Origin of the sequence: Gilvimarinus japonicus, assembly GCF_042847215.1 — a bacterium.
Lineage (GTDB): Bacteria > Pseudomonadota > Gammaproteobacteria > Pseudomonadales > Cellvibrionaceae > Gilvimarinus > Gilvimarinus japonicus.
This window is the reverse complement of sequence record NZ_AP031500.1, coordinates 2,930,999-2,948,275: the sequence shown is the minus strand read 5'-3', so window position 1 is coordinate 2,948,275 and position 17,277 is coordinate 2,930,999. Positions and strand designations below refer to the sequence as shown.

Annotated in this window: 11 protein-coding genes; 7 read left to right on the top strand and 4 right to left on the bottom strand. The window is 52.1% G+C overall.

Features of this window, described 5'->3' with window-relative positions; genetic code table 11:
* The first annotated feature begins 101 nt into the window (after positions 1 to 101).
* The 4 genes from ACGHAD_RS12565 (at position 102) to ACGHAD_RS12550 (ending at position 11,716) form a co-directional block, all read left to right on the top strand.
* Positions 102 to 1,901, top strand: coding sequence for a hypothetical protein (locus tag ACGHAD_RS12565; RefSeq protein ID WP_382418463.1), 1,800 nt, complete (start codon positions 102 to 104; stop codon positions 1,899 to 1,901).
* 1,006 nt (positions 1,902 to 2,907) lie between these two features.
* Positions 2,908 to 3,489 carry a phage tail protein gene (locus ACGHAD_RS12560; protein WP_382418465.1) on the top strand — a complete coding sequence of 194 codons (582 nt, stop codon included), beginning with the start codon at positions 2,908 to 2,910 and terminating at the stop codon, positions 3,487 to 3,489.
* A gap of 227 nt (positions 3,490 to 3,716) precedes the next feature.
* Positions 3,717 to 10,277 carry a tandem-95 repeat protein gene (locus ACGHAD_RS12555; RefSeq protein WP_382418466.1) on the top strand — a complete coding sequence of 2,187 codons (6,561 nt, stop codon included), beginning with the start codon at positions 3,717 to 3,719 and terminating at the stop codon, positions 10,275 to 10,277.
* A 59-nt stretch (positions 10,278 to 10,336) separates the two neighbouring features.
* Positions 10,337 to 11,716, top strand: coding sequence for a rhomboid family intramembrane serine protease (locus ACGHAD_RS12550; RefSeq protein ID WP_382418468.1), 1,380 nt, complete (start codon positions 10,337 to 10,339; stop codon positions 11,714 to 11,716).
* Positions 11,717 to 11,736: 20 nt separating this feature from the next.
* On the opposite strand, the gene ACGHAD_RS12545 is transcribed toward ACGHAD_RS12550, so the two are convergent.
* The 3 genes from ACGHAD_RS12545 to ACGHAD_RS12535 form a co-directional block, all read right to left on the bottom strand.
* Positions 11,737 to 13,161, bottom strand: a complete 1,425-nt coding sequence (locus tag ACGHAD_RS12545; RefSeq protein WP_339617298.1) for a DUF4013 domain-containing protein — start codon at positions 13,159 to 13,161, stop codon at positions 11,737 to 11,739.
* Between the two features lie 140 nt (positions 13,162 to 13,301).
* Entirely contained in the window at positions 13,302 to 14,267 is a 966-nt protein-coding gene (locus tag ACGHAD_RS12540; protein WP_382418470.1) for a glycosyltransferase family 2 protein, read from the bottom strand.
* Between the two features lie 4 nt (positions 14,268 to 14,271).
* Positions 14,272 to 14,688 (bottom strand): GtrA family protein, encoded by a 417-nt coding sequence (locus ACGHAD_RS12535; RefSeq protein ID WP_382418472.1) that lies wholly within the window; start codon positions 14,686 to 14,688, stop codon positions 14,272 to 14,274.
* 208 nt (positions 14,689 to 14,896) lie between these two features.
* Between ACGHAD_RS12535 and ACGHAD_RS12530 the strand changes: the two genes are divergently transcribed.
* Positions 14,897 to 15,163: a DUF4404 family protein gene (locus ACGHAD_RS12530; RefSeq protein WP_339617293.1), complete on the top strand. Its 267-nt coding sequence runs from the start codon at positions 14,897 to 14,899 to the stop codon at positions 15,161 to 15,163.
* A 46-nt stretch (positions 15,164 to 15,209) separates the two neighbouring features.
* Here ACGHAD_RS12530 and ACGHAD_RS12525 read toward each other — a convergent pair whose 3' ends face one another.
* Entirely contained in the window at positions 15,210 to 15,461 is a 252-nt protein-coding gene (locus ACGHAD_RS12525) for a 4-diphosphocytidyl-2C-methyl-D-erythritol kinase (protein WP_339617292.1), read from the bottom strand.
* Between the two features lie 258 nt (positions 15,462 to 15,719).
* On the opposite strand from ACGHAD_RS12525, the gene cueR reads away from it, so the two are divergent.
* Both cueR and ACGHAD_RS12515 read left to right on the top strand, forming a co-directional pair.
* A complete protein-coding gene (gene cueR, locus ACGHAD_RS12520) occupies positions 15,720 to 16,148 on the top strand; it encodes a Cu(I)-responsive transcriptional regulator (RefSeq protein WP_382418475.1) in 429 nt (142 codons plus the stop codon).
* Complete coding sequence (locus ACGHAD_RS12515) at positions 16,141 to 17,232, top strand: permease (RefSeq protein ID WP_382418477.1); 1,092 nt, start codon at positions 16,141 to 16,143, stop codon at positions 17,230 to 17,232. The genes cueR and ACGHAD_RS12515 overlap by 8 nt, the downstream gene beginning before the upstream one ends.
* Positions 17,233 to 17,277 lie beyond the last annotated feature (45 nt).

Below are 17,277 nucleotides of genomic sequence, written 5' to 3'. Positions count from 1 at the left end.
TTTGCTTTCGGGTACTGTTAGCCAATTGCTTTACGTGCGGGTCTGAGTGAGCCTAAGTCGTCGAGGCAAGGAATCTACTCTTAAACAAGGAAAAGATCTTCATGACTATAATAAAAGCCAGTCAACGCTTTATTGGTATCTCTGCGACTTTTTTACTTACAGCGGGAAGCTCCTCTTTATTACAAGCCCAAACCTACTTTCCCAGTGATGTCGATACGTCGCTATGCAGCCTCACTTCAAGTGAATTTAGCAACTGGGTTACCCTAACCCTTCCGCCATTCGCGCCTAACTCGGCTATCGGCCCTGTGTTCGATAAAGATAGCGGCATGCCCTATATCTTTCCGCCTGCCGGGCCATATTTTCCAAAGGATCGTCCCGATGCCAGCCACGCGCAGCCTACTGATTGTGATTTCTACAAATGGGGCTCGCAGATGTTCTTGTGGTTAACCTCTACGATTAATGATGGCACAAAACCGAGCGGGGCTCCTAACTATAGCGCTGAGCTTCCCTTTGTTTTTAATAGTGAGTTTTTCTATCGCCTCTCAGGGGACCAAACGGCGCTTTTACCACAGGGCTCAGAAGCAAGTTCCAATAGCGATACCCTAAAAGTCAAACTCAGAACCGCGAAGGGAGATGAGTCCATCGGCCAAGCCGGGGGGAACGGTGTGTTGCTCTCACAAGACAAATCGCTGACTTACTACGGTATTCACGTTAACAGACTTTATGGCTACTTTTACAGTGATTATCGTGAGGAAAAAGCCGACGGGAAGAAACCTGCCAAGCAATTTCCAACAACAGCTACAGACGCCTGTAGAAACATAAATTATGCGATGCACAATGGTTACGCGGACGACGGCCTCGTCCCCAAAACGCTTTATGATCTTTATTGTAGTAGTGCTGATTTAGCTCAATCGCCAGAAGAAAGCGCAGATGCAGGCCCCTCTAACGTTGCCGCTACTAGCGCGCTCACGATTCCTCAGCTGGAGCCCGCTGTTGATTTTCTTTCTATGGCCGTAGAGGTAAAAACCTCTTGGGTAGATGCGAGCACAGTTTGCCACGATGAGAACGCAGCTTGCTCTAAAGAGGACTATATCCGTCAGAATCTAAATGTACCGGTTTACGATCGGTCGGACGATACCCGTTGGGCGCAGACTACCTCAGAAGTTAAAGAGTTGGCGTTGGTAGGGATGCATATCGTGGGCACAGTCAAAGGCCATCCCGAAAGTATATGGGCGACTATCGAGCACAAACATAATGCGCCTAACGGAACGTATTATTATTACACAAACAAGAAGGATTCTGAGAATCAAAAACCTGTTGTCAAGAAAGTGTCAAGCCCGCAGCCTAACGCTAAATGGACTTTTTCAGACGGTTCATTGGTTACAGACGTTAAAGAGCAAGCTGTAGGTTGCACGAATACACCAATGCCAAAGGGTTGCCAAAAACCGAGCGATATTGTCAGTAGTGAAAGTACTTCGAAAATTAAGCCGACCAATGTCACTCGTATACATCCGTGGGGTAATAAACAGAGCGAAAGCGATGATTTTGCTATCTCTCAAAATACCCAGCTTATCGCGCTGAATCGCGACGTTAATAAACAGGTGGGAAAATGGCTGTCGAGCGACCCACGACAAAACTACTTTATTAGCGGCGCCGTATGGACGAACAACGGAGGCATACCAACCGGCGATGACTACGCCCACAATACTGGCTCAAAAACCCTTGCCAACACGACAATGGAAACATTTCAACAAACTAAAGGGTGCTTTGGTTGCCATAACAGCCAGGATGCGTCAAATGGACTGAATGTGAGCCACGTCTTTTTAGGGCTTACGGCCCCATTACCAAGAGCAACCGTGGACGTAATAAAGCAAAAAGCGAACCCAACCAAAGAGCAGTAATTCGCTTTTGAGTCTGGCGTGCGGCATACAAATAGTATTTTTACATGCTGCGCGCTATTTATACTGCCTATTAATAGCAGTATAAATGCAGTACTGAATGCATACGGCGATGGAGGTTATGGCGCCTAAGAAAAGAGCGCGTAAGTGGTTTTATGAGAATGATTAATCTGCGACTTCGCGCTAGCGCATTGGTAATGCAAGGCATCAAGTCAGCTATATGAATATTGTGAAAATCCGGTCGAGCGTGGTCGTCGGGCCTAGGGTGTAGCTCTGCATGCTTGTAAGGCACGAAATCCTTTTGTGTCTTAGTGATTGCAGCGCCTATTTATTGTTGGCAATGGATTTTTATTGGGTTATTCTTTAATTAGAAAATCATAACCTTTAGAGCTGGGTGCTACGCTCTTTGAGGGCAATTAAAGTTTTAAGATGATCAGGCTTTTTTCATCTTATGTTAGTGCCTTTAAATTGGTTTAAAGTGAATTTCAGCTGAAACCCGCCAATAAGTATTATAATTAATGCGATTAGCTTGCTGGGCAGGTTAGGTTTTTTATAGTCAAAGATGACAGGGCATGTCATGGGTAAATAACGGTTTATCTTCCGCTCCCCCTTTTCCCTACTGGCTGGCTGCGTAATCGTCTGTAATTCCGTTGTTTTTCAATTTAGGGCACAGTGCAAGCTGTGTTGGATTACGGTAACGAGGCCGCAATATACTATATTGCCTACTCATTGCTTTTGGCCAACGCTGTTTTTAGGGGCTGTTTTGTTGAGGCTGAGCTGGTGGTGAGCTCATCGTCGCCAAATAGGCGCATATGTGGAGTATGGGTTAACGTTTATTTGTTTGTGCTATAACAAGCTAAAGTAATGTTCGTTGTGGCCGATACCATGGTTATAGTTTATAACAATGACTCTATACTCGCGCGCGGAGAATCAGCAAGGCTGACTTGAAAAAACAATAATATCTTTCCGTTAAACCGATATCTAAACAACGTGAGTTAGGGAGAACAATATGAGTGAACCATTTTTAGGTGAGATCCGCATGGTAGGTTTTGATTACGCGCCGCGTGGTTGGGCGTTTTGTGATGGTACATTACTACCTGTTTCCTCTAATACTGCACTATTTTCATTGCTCGGCACCACATACGGCGGCGATGGTCGCACCACGTTTGGCCTTCCCGATTACCAGAGCCGCAGCCCGGTGGGTAAAGGGCGCGGCCCGGGCTTGTCGGCGATCAGGCAAGGTGAAGCTGGAGGTGTCGAGGAGGTAACGATTACCTCAGTGCATATGGCGACGCATACACATACCGCATCGCAGCTTAAGGCCGCGGTTGCCATTCCCGGTGTAACCTCGAGCACCAATGTTTCGGATGCGCCTACTGTTAGCAGTATTTTAGGCCCTGTTACCGCGAACAATCGTGCCGGCGCTATTTACAGTACCGATGCGGCGGATGTCACGTTAAGACCGTTTGATGCGCATGTTACAGGCCAAACTGATAACGCAGGGGGCGGCCAACCTTTACCGATTCGTAATCCTTTTTTGGGCAGCAATTTTATTATCGCCCTAGAAGGGATATTTCCGTCGAGAAGTTGATGCTTTACTTGCCTTTAAGTTAGAAAAAACGAGGCCTGAATCCGGATTTTCCGGATTCAGGCGCGCGGGTTTATGCTCTGCGCAATTTATTTAAATTAACTCAAAAATACGCGTAACGGTTACGGGGAAAAATCATGTTGCCAATCGAAGTTATAAAAACCAACTCTTCCAAAAATCTAGTAGCTTATATCTGGAGGCTGTTCGGAAAATTACTCTTTTTGGCGATAATGACCCTGTCAACCCAGAACACTTGGGCTGCTGCCTTTAACGACAGCTTTGATACAGATTCTGGCCTCACTACAAGTTTTTCCCGCTCATTGGCTGGTGTTTCGTTTACGTATACCTTTACCGCTCAAGGTGATGGCGGGGATATGGTATGGCAAAATCAATACGGGGAGGGTAATAGCGCCTCAATTAATTTGCAGTCGGGAAGTGCTAACTTAGGTACTACGGAGCTGTTTACGATCGCTCGTACCGATGCGGCCGACTTCACCTTTACCAGTCTCTTTATAAATAATACAGCTGCAGAGCTTATGACCGTTGGCGGTTATCTCGACAATGCTTTGGTCGGTAGTGCTCAAACGGTAGCTACTGGCACTCAAGCAACTCTTAGCTTTGGTGGTATCGTCGTTGATGAAGTTCGTGTCTCATCGACCGACATGGTCAGCATCAATCTTGACTCGTTCGTTGGAGACACGGCAGCGGCTAATAGCGATGGTACGTTAACGGCGGCGGCAGGGGTAACTGAGCCAGTAGGTCTAAATTCTACCGTGGACACCGTTGGCGAAGCGGTTGATGTATTTGACTTTACCTTAACCGATGGCAATGGCGGTGATGGCTTAGCCATGACCGTGAGTGAAATTAGAGTGAATGTTAGTGGCACCTCAACCGATGCCGAGCGCGCTAAGGTAACCTGGCGCTTAAACGGTAACGACGCCACCGATGTGACCGGTACTTATAATCCCGGTAGCGATACGATTACCTTCGCGGGCTTGCCAATATCGGTTGCTCATGGCGCCAGTGAAACTTACACCATTAACGCCTACTACAACGACAACACAGGTTTGGTTGAAGACCGCACGTTTGTGCTTAGCGTCGATGGCGATACCGACGTAACCGTTGGCGGCGCCGGTACACAAATGGGAACTACCACCCCTGTGACTAACGGCGCCGGTGGTACGTGGGATGTGGATGCCACTAAGCTCAGTATACAGACACCACCTTCAAGCCCTATTTCGGGGATTCCCCTTACCACCCAGCCGGTTATTTATGCAGAAGACGCCTTTGGCAATATTGATGTGGACTACAATGAGGTTGTCACCGCCGTTTATACCGGTATTAACCCGGGGCCGGTTTACAGTGACGCGGGTGTTACCGCTTCGGCCGGCGTAGCCACCTATACTAACTTAACGGCCACAACACCTAATGACGGCCAAGGTATTATTTTTGAATTTACCGATGCGGCTGGAGGCCTCAGTTTATCCCAAGTAAATTCTAACTTCCTTTTCATTGATGTTGTGGCCACGCGGTTGGTTTTTTCTGAGGAGCCTGCCCCTTTGACTATACCAGCTGGCAGTGCGACTAACTTTACCACGGTGCCTGTGGTGCGTGCGGTGGACGCCAATGGAGACTTGGATACCGGTTACAGTACAGGCATTACTCTGGCAGAGACAAATGGGGCTGGTAATATTACCCTTATAGGAACTGGCGATACAGATGGCAACGCCTCTACAGTGACATTAACGCCGACTTCAGGGGCGGCTACGTTTAGCAGCCTGCAAATCAATTACACCTTAAGTGGGGTAGGCCCCGAGACGTTTAATCTACAGGCAACGTCTGGTGCGTTAACCGCAACTAATAGCGCACAATTAACCGCCGTGGATAATGTCCCCCCGAGTGTCAGCAGTATTACGCCGAGTGGTTCGCCAGCGACGAATGCCAGCTCGGTTAGTTACAGCGTGAGCTTTGATAAGGTGGCCAGTAATATCAGCACGGATGACTTCACGCTTATTGCTACTGGCACCGCGAGCGGCAACATTGCCAGCGTATCGGCCGCAAGTGGCAGCTCGGTGACGGTTACCGTAAATACCATCAGTGGCGAAGGCAGCCTGCGGTTAGACCTTAAAAGTGGCACCAATATTGTAGACGCCAGTGGTAACGGCAATGGCAATAATGGTTATGTTGCCGCCTTTACCAGTGGCAGTGCCCATACCGTCGATACGCTCGCTCCCACGGTGTCGAGCGTCACCGCCACTAGCGCCGATGGCTCTTATAAAGTCGGCAATGTCATCACCTTGTCGGTAAACTTTACTGAAGCGGTCATCGTTACCGGCACACCGACCATTACCCTAGAAACTGGTGCTACCGATCGTGTGGTGAATTACGTTAGTGGCTCGGGCGGCAACACCCTGTTGTTTAATTACACCGTGCAGGCAGGCGATGCCGCGACGGATTTAGATTACGTTAGCACCTCAGCGTTTGCCTTAAACGGCGGTACCGTTAATGACGCCGCCGGCAACGCCGCCACTTTAACCTTGGCCGCGCCTGGGGCCGCGGGCTCGTTAGGTGCTAATAAAAATATCGTGATTGATACGGCTGCCCCGTCTTTAACTTCCAGCCAGCCGGCCGATGACTCCACAAACTTCGGTTACGATGACGACTTGGTGTTTACTTTCTCGGAAGCCATTGTGGCCGGCACCAGTGGCGCCAACGCTATTACGGTGTTCGACGCCTCTGACGATTCCACCGTCGCCAGTCTCGCCGCTAATAACGCTGCCGTAAGTGTGGCAAGCACTACCGCGACGGTTGAGCTACCCAGCAACTTAGCCCCCACCAAAAGCTACTATGTACAAATAGGCGCGGCTGCCTTTACTGATGCCGGTGGCAACCCCTATGCCGGCATCAGCGATAAAACCACGCTGAACTTTACCGTTGCCAATAGCGCACCGGTGGCCGGCAACGATACTACCTCGACCAATGAGGATACTGATGTTGCGATCTCGGTATTGAGTAACGATACTGACAGCGACAGTGGCCTTAACCTTGCCAGTGTCATGATCGGAACAGCACCGGCCAACGGTAGTACCAGTATTAATACCGGCACCGGGGTGATTACTTATACCCCTAATGCTGACTTTGAAGGCTCAGACAGTTTCACCTACACCGTTGAAGACGTGTGGGGGGAGGCGTCTAACCTTGCCACGGTAACCATTACGGTTAACCCGATTAACGATGCCCCGGTTGCTGCGAATGATGTGATTGCCACCAATGAAGACACGTTGGTTAGCATCAATGTGGCGGCCAACGATACTGATGTGGACGCGGGCGATAGCCCTGACACTACCACCTTGGCTCTTGGTACCGCACCTACTAACGGTACGGCGGTGGTCAATAATGGTTTGATCGATTACACCCCGGATGCTGATTACGCGGGCTCGGATAGCTTTACCTATACCATCGAAGACAGCAGCGGCGCGGTGTCTAACGCGGCGACGGTAACGGTTAGCGTTATTGGTGTGAACGACGTGCCCGTTGCCGTCGCCGACCCCGCTAGTGTCGATGAAGACGACTCTGTCGAGGTTGATGTGCTGGCAAACGACAGCGATATTGATGGCACTCTCGATGTCACGACAGTGGCGATTGTAAACAATGGTGCTAACGGCACAGCGGTTGTTAACAGTACCACCGGGGTCATCACCTACACCCCCGACGCCGATTTTAACGGCTCCGATAGTTTTACTTATCAAGTGGATGACAACCTTGGCGGTACCTCTAACGAGGCGACTGTCAGCGTCACCGTTAATAGCATCAACGACGCGCCCGTGGCCGCCAACGATACCGTTACCGCGTTACTGGAAGACACCCCGCATAATATTAATGTGTTGGGTAACGACAGTGACATTGATGGCGCTCTGAATGTGGCCAGCGTCGAGGTGGTGAGCGCACCGACAAATGGTGCCACCAGCGTCAATACCGGCACCGGAATGGTGACCTACACCCCGAGCGAGAACTACTTTGGCAGCGACAGCTTTAGCTACCGGGTGATGGATGATTTAGGTGAGTGGTCCAATACCGCTACAGTGACCCTAACCATCGATAGCGTCAACGACCTACCTGCGGCGGGCGATGACAGCGCCGTAACCGATGAAGACAGTTCCGTGTTGATCTCGCTGCTGGATAACGACAGCGACATTGATGGTACGGTTGACCTTACCACCGTCGTGATTGCCAGCGCCGCCAGTAACGGCAGCGTGGATAACCACGGCGACGGTACTGTCACCTACACGCCCAGTGCCGACTTTAACGGTACCGACACTTTTGGTTACACCGTGATGGACGACGCAGGGGACGCCTCAGGTATGGCTACCGTTAGCATCACCGTTAACCCGGTCAACGACGCGCCGAGCATCAGTGGTAGCGCGGCGGCTTCGGCTCAGCTGGGAAGCAACTACAGTTTTGTCCCGACTGTCAATGATGTCGATGGCGATACCTTAAGCTTCTCGATCACGGGTAAACCCTCTTGGCTCAACCTCAATACCAGCACCGGGCGTTTGAGCGGAACCCCCACTCAAGTGGGTACTTTCAGCGGTATTAATCTGTCGGTCAGCGATGGCAGCAGCAGCGCCTCGCTGCCTGCGTTTAGCATTGAGGTGATCGACCCCAATGCCAACGAAGTACCCACCATTAGTGGCACCCCAGTGGCTACCATTACTGTGGGCCAGCTGTATCGCTTTGCTCCCACTGTGGCCGACAGCGATGGCGACCCCCTGAGCTTTAGCACCTCGGGCGCGCCAGACTGGTTAGTGCTGGACGCCAACACCGGTGTGCTTAGTGGTATTGCCGGTGACGCCCAAGTGGGTCGCTACGAGGATATCGTCATCACCGTCAGTGACGGCCGCGAGAGTGTTGCCTTGGCACCGTTCTCGGTTGAGGTCACCCGTGCGGTGGACAGTGATGGCGACGGTGTCAGCGATTACCAAGAGGGCGTCGATGATACCGACGCCAGCGACATCAATGATTATCTTGACTTAATGCCGCCGATGCTAACGCCGCCCACAGCCGTTAGCGTTAGCGCCAATGCTTTGTATACGCCGATTAGCCTGCGGCAGTTGTTAGGCCTAGCCGAGAACGCCAGCGACGCGGAACTGGACAGCGCCCTGAAAGCGTTGGCCCACGACCGCATCGACGCTGAGTGTTGCAGTATCTCGGTGCAAGACATGGAGAACGGCACGCTCTACCTCGCGCCGGGACGTCACACCGTTGAGTGGTGGGCCGAAGACCGCGCGGGCAACACCGTACGCGAGTCGCAACAAGTCGACATTGCGCCACTGGTGTCTATGAGCCGTGATCAAACCGTCGCTGAGGGCAGTGTGGCGAGCTTCCGGGTGCTGTTAAATGGCCCTGCCCCAGAGTACCCGCTGAGCGTACCTTATGTGATCGACAGCGACAGTACCGCTAGCAGCGATGACTACAGCTTGACCGGTAACCAAGTGACGTTTAACGAGGGTGAACTTGAAGCCCCGGTTGAGCTAATGATTGCCCCCGATGCTGACACCGAATCGGACGAGACACTGATTATCCGGCTCGACCATCGTATGGGTGAGCCGGCCGACAGCCTGTACGCCTTTAACCCCGGTGTTAAAGCCGAGCATCAGCTTACTATTACCGAGAGCAATGTTCCGGCTATGGTGAGTTTGCAGCTCAGCCAAGCTGACGAGCCCCGCTCGCTGTTGGCGCGCGATGGCGGCGAGGTGCAACTCACCGCCATGATCCATGATCCGGAAGGTGAGGCGTATCAGCTCAGCTGGTCGGGTATTGCCGAGCTTGACGACGCATTCGCTGGCGCCGGCGAAACTCTCAGCTTTAGCGCTGATTTGCTACCCGCTGGGCTCTACCGAGTGGCGCTGAGTGTTACCGATGGCTCGGGCGCGGTTACCGACAAAAGCCTACCCTTTGTTGTGGTTGACTCGTTGCCCACACTTGCTGCCGATACGGATCAAGACGGTGATGGCGTGAGTGATGCACAAGAAGGCTATGCCGATACCGATGGCGACGGCTTGCCCGACTATGTCGACGCTCATCGCGCCAGCAACATTATGATTACCAGCTTAGCGCACAACAACCGTTACTTGGTGGAGTGTGAGCCGGGTGTGCGTTGTCTGCTTGGTGGTGAAGCCGCGCTCGCCGGGGCCGATGGCGCGCGCTTAGGCGAAGACGAGCTTCCCGCCGATGATGAGTACGTTAACGTGGGCGGCTACGTTGACTTTGAGGCGGTCGAGTTGCTGCAAAACGGTACTCGGGCCCAAGTGGTGGTACCGCTGACTGAGGCGATCCCTGCTGAGGCTGTGTATCGCAAATGGCAAGCGGGCGAGTGGATGAGCTTTATCGAGGATGCCAACAACGCGCTTTACTCCAGCGCTGGCGCAGAGGGTTACTGCCCGCCACCGGGCAGCACCGAGTGGCAAAGCGGGTTAACCGAAGGCCATTGGTGTGTTCAGCTCACTCTGGAAGATGGTGGCCCGAATGACGCCGACGGCGTTGCCAATGGCGCGATTCTCGATCCGGGCGGTGTGGCTAAACCGGTATCCGACACGGGTAACGGCGATGGCAACGGAGAGGGTGATGGCGACGGTGAAACGCCTAACCCGCCGCCGTCACCAGACAACGGTGGTAGCCATGGCGGCGGTGGTGGCGGTGCAACCGGCCCTTGGGGTATTCTGCTACTGTTGGCCGCGGCGCTGACCTCACGTCGGCGACTGCAGCGCTTAACGCGCTGCGAGGAGCCTTAATGTAATAGCCTAATACACTTGCCGGTCAGGATGGCCGGCAAGCTGACAGGGACGTTGGTATGTTAATTATTCCGATTCAGGACAAGCCCGATTGGTCGCGTCCACCGCTTATTACCTTGGCGTTAATCGCGCTCAATGTGTTTGTTTTTTTGTTTTATCAAGGTAATGACGACGCCAAGTTAGCGTTGGCCGCCGACACGTACCACAGCCACCAGCTCGATGATATCGAGCGCCCTTATTACCGCGATTACCTGCAAGCTTATCACCCCGAGGACGTAGCTCACTGGGATGCCCAGCATCGCAATGGCTCGCCTTTAACTCACGCCATGTTTGATTTGCAATTTGACCACTACCTACGCGAGGTGTGGGTCGACCAAAGCTCGCGTATTCCAAACCTTAATCAGTGGCGCGATGGGCGCCGCACCTTTGAGCAGCAGCGCGACCGCATCAGCAGCCTACAGGCGGGTTTGATTCCCGCTCAAGCACGACCATTCACGTTTATTTCCAGTATGTTTTTGCATGGTGGCTGGGGGCACTTGCTGGGCAATATGGTGTTTTTATTTTTGTTTGGCTTTACCCTAGAGCGTGCTCTTGGGACCGTTCGCTACCTGGCGGGATACCTGCTTAGCGGGATTGCCGCAGATGCTTTGTTTATTGCGATTAGCCCTGACTCACTGGTGCCGTTGGTCGGTGCGTCGGGGGCGATATCGGGTTTAATGGGCATGTATTTGGCGCTGTATCGGCTGCGTAAAATTCGTTTTTTTTACAGTGCGCTGTTTTATTTTGGCGAGTTTGTCGCGCCAGCACTGTGGGTGTTTCCGGTGTGGATTGCCAAAGAGCTATACGGCCACTTTTTTGTCGACTCTAACACTGCCTACTGGGCTCACATTGGTGGCCTGCTGGCGGGTTTTGCCGTGATGTTGGCGCTGCCGGTGAGTCGGCGCGAGTTTGCCAAAAAAGAGCAGCAGGCGGATCAGGGGGCACGTTTGGAGCAGCAGCTTTTGCAAGTGCAGGCCCTGGCGGCCAATCTTGATTTTAACCGAGCGCGCTCGCGGGTGCGGGTGTTGTGCGAGCACTATGGTAATGATCCACGGCCCTGGCACTTGCAGTTTAACCTCTACAAAAATCAACCCTCGGAGCGGGTATTTCACGAGGTGACGTTCGCCGCACTTAAACAGTTTGTGCAATTGCCCCGTGTCGATATGAGCTGGGCAACAACGGTTGATGAGATGGTAACGCAGTACCGCATCTTAGCGCCTAAAGCGCCAGCATTGACCGGCAAACTTTGCCTGGCATTGGCGCAACGGTTTTTGCAGCTCAATCAGAAAAAGCAGGCCACCACCTACGCTGCGTGGGCACAACAAAAAGAAGTGCGGCTAACCGAACCCTTGATTGAGCTTGTTAATAGTGCCCAGACTAAAACGCAGACGCTAGCTTGAATACATGACGCGGCAGGCCATTAAACACTTATGTTAAGCAGTTTCTCTAGCGCGATATGCTCTTTGCAGTTGGGGTGCTTTTTTAGCGTGTAGCGAGCGATATTGCGGCCGGTTTTGTCATCGCCCAAGTGCTCTATCAATGTTGTAGCGGCCAATAGGTATGCGGCGGGTAAATGCCGATCGTTGGGGTACTGGGCGTGAAAATTGTGCAGCAACCGAATCCCATTGCGGTAGTAACCTTGCTCTACCATTAATTGCGCCAGGGCCAGAGCGGTACTGCTTTTGCCAAGCTTAAAACTCGCAAGCCGGGTCTGCACGTCCAACACGACGCCGACTGCCCGCGCGGTTTGGTGCTGAGCCATATGTAACTCCACTAAATAGTCGGCGTGATTGGCCAAGGCTGTGTTATCGTCGAGCAACATAAGCAGTTTGTGGTAGCGATTGTGTAACTCAAGGTCATCGTGCACTGCGTCGAGGGCGCGGCGTAAGCTTTGGCGCGCATCATTATATTTTTGATCGCTGATGAGTACCGCTACCTCGCCCAAGGCGCGGGCTTTGATAAAATCCGTTTCGCTTAGCGCTTGGTCATCTTCTATATCTGTGCGGTAGCCCAGTTCGTGTTGGTATTCAAACAATACATAGCCGAGCATGGTGTAAAGCATGATGCTGAAATAAGATATTAAAAAATTAATAAACATTAAGGTGGGCATGCCCGGCGGCGCACGGTCGGCGTTATTGCCTACAATAAAGTCGGCCAGAATATATGGTCCAATGGTAATAGCTTGCGAGCAGAGCCAAAGCAGTAAATAGGGCCAGCCGATAGTCAGCATTAATGAGATCAACGCCATTGGATTGAGTGCGCGACGTACCGACTTTTCGACTGCCAGAACCATAATACTGGCCGGCATGGCGAGTGTTAAAAACCCCATCACGAGTAAACCAAAGCTTGGGGCAATACCGCTGGCAAAGGTTATCGCAGCACCCATGGCAATGATTAAAACCATTTGTCGCAAAAATAAATGCTCAGAATCGCCGGTAAGAACTTGGCCAAGCGTGGGGGCTGTGCACTTACCTTGGCCGCGCTCATTGATGATGGCGAAACCATATTTTATCAAAACCGCTAGACTGAATAAGCCGGCGACTAAACCGATTAAACCGTCATTGATAAAAGTGTTGAGCAGCGTCAACAGCCCAAGCACCAGCAGGGTTTGCGATTGTAGCGGGTAGGCAAAAAAGTGGGGCAGTTGTTGCCAAAATGGTTTGGCATCGGTGGCGTTGCCTAAGTAAGTCAGAGAGTGGGTGCAGCGGATGCACGCCGGATCATGGCGACCCCAGTGTGTGCTGTGACCGGCTGGAATGCAGCGTTCCCCGTATAGTGTGCTGCACCGGGGGCAGCGCCATAGGGCAGGGGTTTCGGGAAAGAACTGACATTCCAGTTTTGCCATTACTAACACTCCATGTGGGCGCAACGGGGGCGCTGATAGGTGCGTGGCCACCGCGTTGGCTGTTACTAACTATATCTGTTACGTTGCGCTGCATCGTTATGGCCGAAAGGCTGCCATAATGACGTTGTTACTGCTGCTGTTTAGTGCTCGTCCGCCTGGTTCGATAGTCGCTCACTGATATGGTAGCGCGGGCGTTTTTTTATTTCGGTATAAAGTTTTGCCAAGTACTCGCCAATGACCCCAAGGCTCAGTAGTTGTACGCTGCCGATAAACAGCAGTGGCAAAAGAATAGACGTCCAGCCAGGGATGGCGTTATCGGTTAATAAGCGGGTGGCGAGCACCCAGAGCAACGTTATCAACGACAGCGCGCTGGCGGTAATGCCGAGTAAAGTAATAGCCCGCAGCGGTGCGGTAGAAAAGCTTGAAATACCGTGCCAAGCCAGCGATAACATTTTGCGCAGCGGGTATTTGCTTTCGCCGGCGGCGCGGCTTTGCCGGTCGTACTCAACCACAGAGGATGCAAACCCTACTTCGCGTACCATGCCCCGCAAAAATAGCTGGCTCTCGGGGTATTCCAGCAATGCGTTTAGTGCGCGGCGGCTCATTAAGCGAAAGTCGGCGTGGTTAAACACTAAGTCGACGCCGAGCTTTTTCATGACGTGGTAATAACCTTCGGCGGTCAGACGTTTAAATTTTGTGTCTGTGTCCCGTGCGGCGCGCACGCCGTAAACAACTTCGCTGCCGTTGTGATAGGCGTCAACCATTTTTTCGATGTTAACCGGGTCGTCTTGCAAGTCGGCGTCGATACTGACCACCATATCCTCAGAGGTGCTGGCAAGCCCAGCCAGTAGCGCATTTTGATGGCCTTTGTTGCGAGACAGACGGATCGCCACAATTCGCCCTGGGTGGGCTTTGCTGGCATCAGCCAATTGTTGCCAGGTATTGTCGCGGCTGCCGTCATCGACAAAGTACAGTCGCGAGGCTGGACTGACTTTTTCGGCGTTAATAAGTGTATCCAGCGTTTGCAGCAGCACGGGAATACTGGTGGGCAGCATTTCTTGCTCGTTATAACAAGGCGCGACTATGGCAAGGGTTTTGTCAGACATAAGGCTATTTATAAATCCAGTATTTGTGCAGCAAAAAGTTGCTTATTAACGTAATGACTGTCGCCACGCATTGCGACAGCAAATAGTGCGGCATAATCAGTTCGGCGCAATAAAACACCAAGGTATTAATGCACAACCCGATGATTGCGGTAACTGTAAACCGACTTAATGTTTCAAGGTGGCACTTGTCGGATTGAAACGTTAGGTAATAATTGGCCAGATAGTTAAAAAGTGCCGATATCGTAAACGCCAGTGCTGAGCAGGCAACGGTGTTAAGCGGGGTCAGCTCGGCTAGCAGGATCAGTAACAGGTACTGGAATCCGGTAGCCGCTGCACCAACCATTGCAAAGCGCCCAAACTGTGAGTTTAGCAACTGTCGTATTCTGCGGGGCGTGGTTTGTATGTTTATAGGTGTTTCCACCTAAACGTCTCCTAAACTGTGCAGGCAATGCTTGGGTTTATGGTCAGACTCATTGTGCCATCAGTACGTTTTTGTATTATTGCGTCTTATTCTGGTAAAGCGTTTCTGGACGCGCTCTGTCTGTGGCAGTTATATTAGGGGTCAGTTTATACCATACCCTGCTGTTAGACGCAGGTGTGGTGTACTATTTTTTGCTAAGAGGTGATGTATGGCGCAACCAGAACCGGGCCAGCAGCTCGACCAGCTTATTGGCCGATTGCATGAATTATTTGCCGACGATCGTGAAAGTGATGCGCAAAAGCGCTTGATGAGTGAGCTGGATCGGCACACTCACGCGCGCGGTAGCGATGATGTGGCAGATCCTCGCCCGATAGAGACATTAGAGGCTATGTTGGGTGAGTATGAAGAAGAGCATCCGCAAGTTTCGGCGGTACTGGGGCAAATTGTAAATGCTCTGAAAAATATGGGGGTTTAAGGCTAATAGCGGGGCGGTGCTAAGCGGCACCGCTCGCAAAGTAGGTTTACGCCCAGCCGACGGCCGCCCGGGGGCGCTCAATATAGAAATATTCGGCACTGTTAGTCGCCGGGTGGTTGGCGTGACGCAAGTGGTGGTGGTCGGCACTAGAGCCCATGTATTCCCAGCAGTCGCTGCCGTTGATACACAGGTGGTCGCCGTCGTTCATGGGGTAGTACGCCAGCTCGTCCCACATTCTCGCCCACTCTGGGTGTGATGTATCCAAATATTCCATCGATTCTTCCCAGCTCTCAATCATTATCTCACCGTTCATTGTCAATGTTTCACGTTTGTTGTCAAGAGTGTTTCTTAACGTGCTGAAAATAAATGATTTTATTGTTGTGGGTTAAGTTAAGTTCTTGTCTGCCTTGACGTTAAGTTGGGCAGTCTATACACATTTTTTAGACAATTCTGACGAGTCAATCGCAAATTGATAAGGAAAATTCTGGTTGACCTTAACCTTGGGGTAAGGTTTAAGGTGTGGTTAATCGCTTAATGGCATGCGCGGAGGTGTTACATGAATATTGGGCAAGCCGCTGAGGCTACCGGGCTTTCGGCTAAATCGATTCGTTATTACGAATCCCAGGGGCTGTTGCAAGCGCAGCGCCAGGCGAATGGTTACCGCCATTATGACCGCGCCTGTATTCGGCGTCTGACACTGTTGTCGCGCGCCCGCAGTGTTGGCTTTTCACTGCAAGAGTGCGCCGAGTTGTTAGCGTTGTTTGACGACCAGAAGCGCCACAGTAAAGATGTAAAGCGCGCGGTACAGCACAAAATTGCTCAGCTGGATAGGCAACTCGATAATCTCACCCGGATGCGCAACACCCTAGAGGAGTTGGCCCACCGCTGTACCGGTGATGAAAAACCGCAATGCGCGATTTTAAGTGATTTGAGCGAGAGCGAGCGCCCGATGACTTTCACCCTGCTGGAGGATTCCCATGAGTAGCTGCTGCGGACCAGAAACACCGAAAAACGATGAGCAAAACACGGGCGATCATTGCGCCGGCGCATCCAAGCGCAAAATCGATTACTTACTGTGGGGGTCGCTGGTGTTGTGCGTGCTGTTTTATGGCGCCTATGCCCTGGGCTTTGCCGGCCCACAGTGGTTTGAGCACTTTAGCCACGGTGTCTTTGAGCTGTTAAATACCATGTGGTGGGGGGTGTTGTTTGGTATTTTATTTGTCGGGTTGCTGCACTATGTGCCGCAGCAGCTGGTTGTCTCGCTGTTGGGGCGTGGCGGTACTGTCACCGGTATTGTACGGGCTACGGCAGCGGGCGTACTGCTCGATTTATGCAGTCACGGTATTTTGATGGTAGGCATGAAGCTCTACCAAAAAGGCGCGAGTCTTGGGCAGGTGATGGCCTTTTTAATCGCCAGCCCCTGGAACTCGCTATCGCTCACTATCATTATGTTTGCCTTGATCGGCCCCGGTTGGACATTGCTGTTTATTGCCGTATCTATGGTGATTGGCGTTATTGCCGGGCTGGTGTTTGACGCTTTAGTAAAACGCCGGCGCTTAGATGAAAACCCGGCAGAGCAAGCTCAGGGCAACGAGCCCAGCGCGCCGCTTAAGTCACAGTTACGCGATTTAGGGCGCAGTATTAACTGGCACCCCAGCGCTTGGGGCAGGGTACTGCTTGAGGGCGTAAAAGGCTCGCGTATGGTGGTGCGCTGGTTGCTGTTTGGTGTGCTTTTGGCCGCGGCCATAAGGGCGTTTGTCTCGGTGGATATGTTTCAGCAGTGGTTTGGCCCATCTATTGTTGGTCTGCTGCTAACCATGGTAGCGGCCACGATTATTGAGGTGTGCTCTGAGGGCTCAACCCCCATCGCCGCCGATCTAATGAACCGCGCTCGCGCACCGGGCAACAGTTTTATGTTTTTGATGGCCGGGGTGGCTACCGACTACACCGAAATTATGGTGATCAAAGACACCATGAAATCGTGGAAAACCGCGTTGTTTTTACCCCTGGTGGTACTGCCGCAAGTGTTGCTGGTGGCGGTGATTATGAACCTCTGGGGCGGAGCCTAGATTCGTCCCGGCGATAGTGCGCGCGGGGTTTTTAGGGTAGAATGC

Coding starts and splice junctions, on each gene's coding strand:
- cueR (WP_382418475.1), top strand. CDS start 15,720: ATGAATATTGGGCAAGCCGCTGAGGCTACCGGGCTTTCGGCTAAATCG.
- ACGHAD_RS12515 (WP_382418477.1), top strand. CDS start 16,141: ATGAGTAGCTGCTGCGGACCAGAAACACCGAAAAACGATGAGCAAAAC.
- ACGHAD_RS12545 (WP_339617298.1), bottom strand. CDS start 13,161: ATGGCAAAACTGGAATGTCAGTTCTTTCCCGAAACCCCTGCCCTATGG.
- ACGHAD_RS12560 (WP_382418465.1), top strand. CDS start 2,908: ATGAGTGAACCATTTTTAGGTGAGATCCGCATGGTAGGTTTTGATTAC.
- ACGHAD_RS12565 (WP_382418463.1), top strand. CDS start 102: ATGACTATAATAAAAGCCAGTCAACGCTTTATTGGTATCTCTGCGACT.
- ACGHAD_RS12525 (WP_339617292.1), bottom strand. CDS start 15,461: ATGATTGAGAGCTGGGAAGAATCGATGGAATATTTGGATACATCACAC.
- ACGHAD_RS12555 (WP_382418466.1), top strand. CDS start 3,717: ATGACCCTGTCAACCCAGAACACTTGGGCTGCTGCCTTTAACGACAGC.
- ACGHAD_RS12540 (WP_382418470.1), bottom strand. CDS start 14,267: ATGTCTGACAAAACCCTTGCCATAGTCGCGCCTTGTTATAACGAGCAA.
- ACGHAD_RS12530 (WP_339617293.1), top strand. CDS start 14,897: ATGGCGCAACCAGAACCGGGCCAGCAGCTCGACCAGCTTATTGGCCGA.
- ACGHAD_RS12550 (WP_382418468.1), top strand. CDS start 10,337: ATGTTAATTATTCCGATTCAGGACAAGCCCGATTGGTCGCGTCCACCG.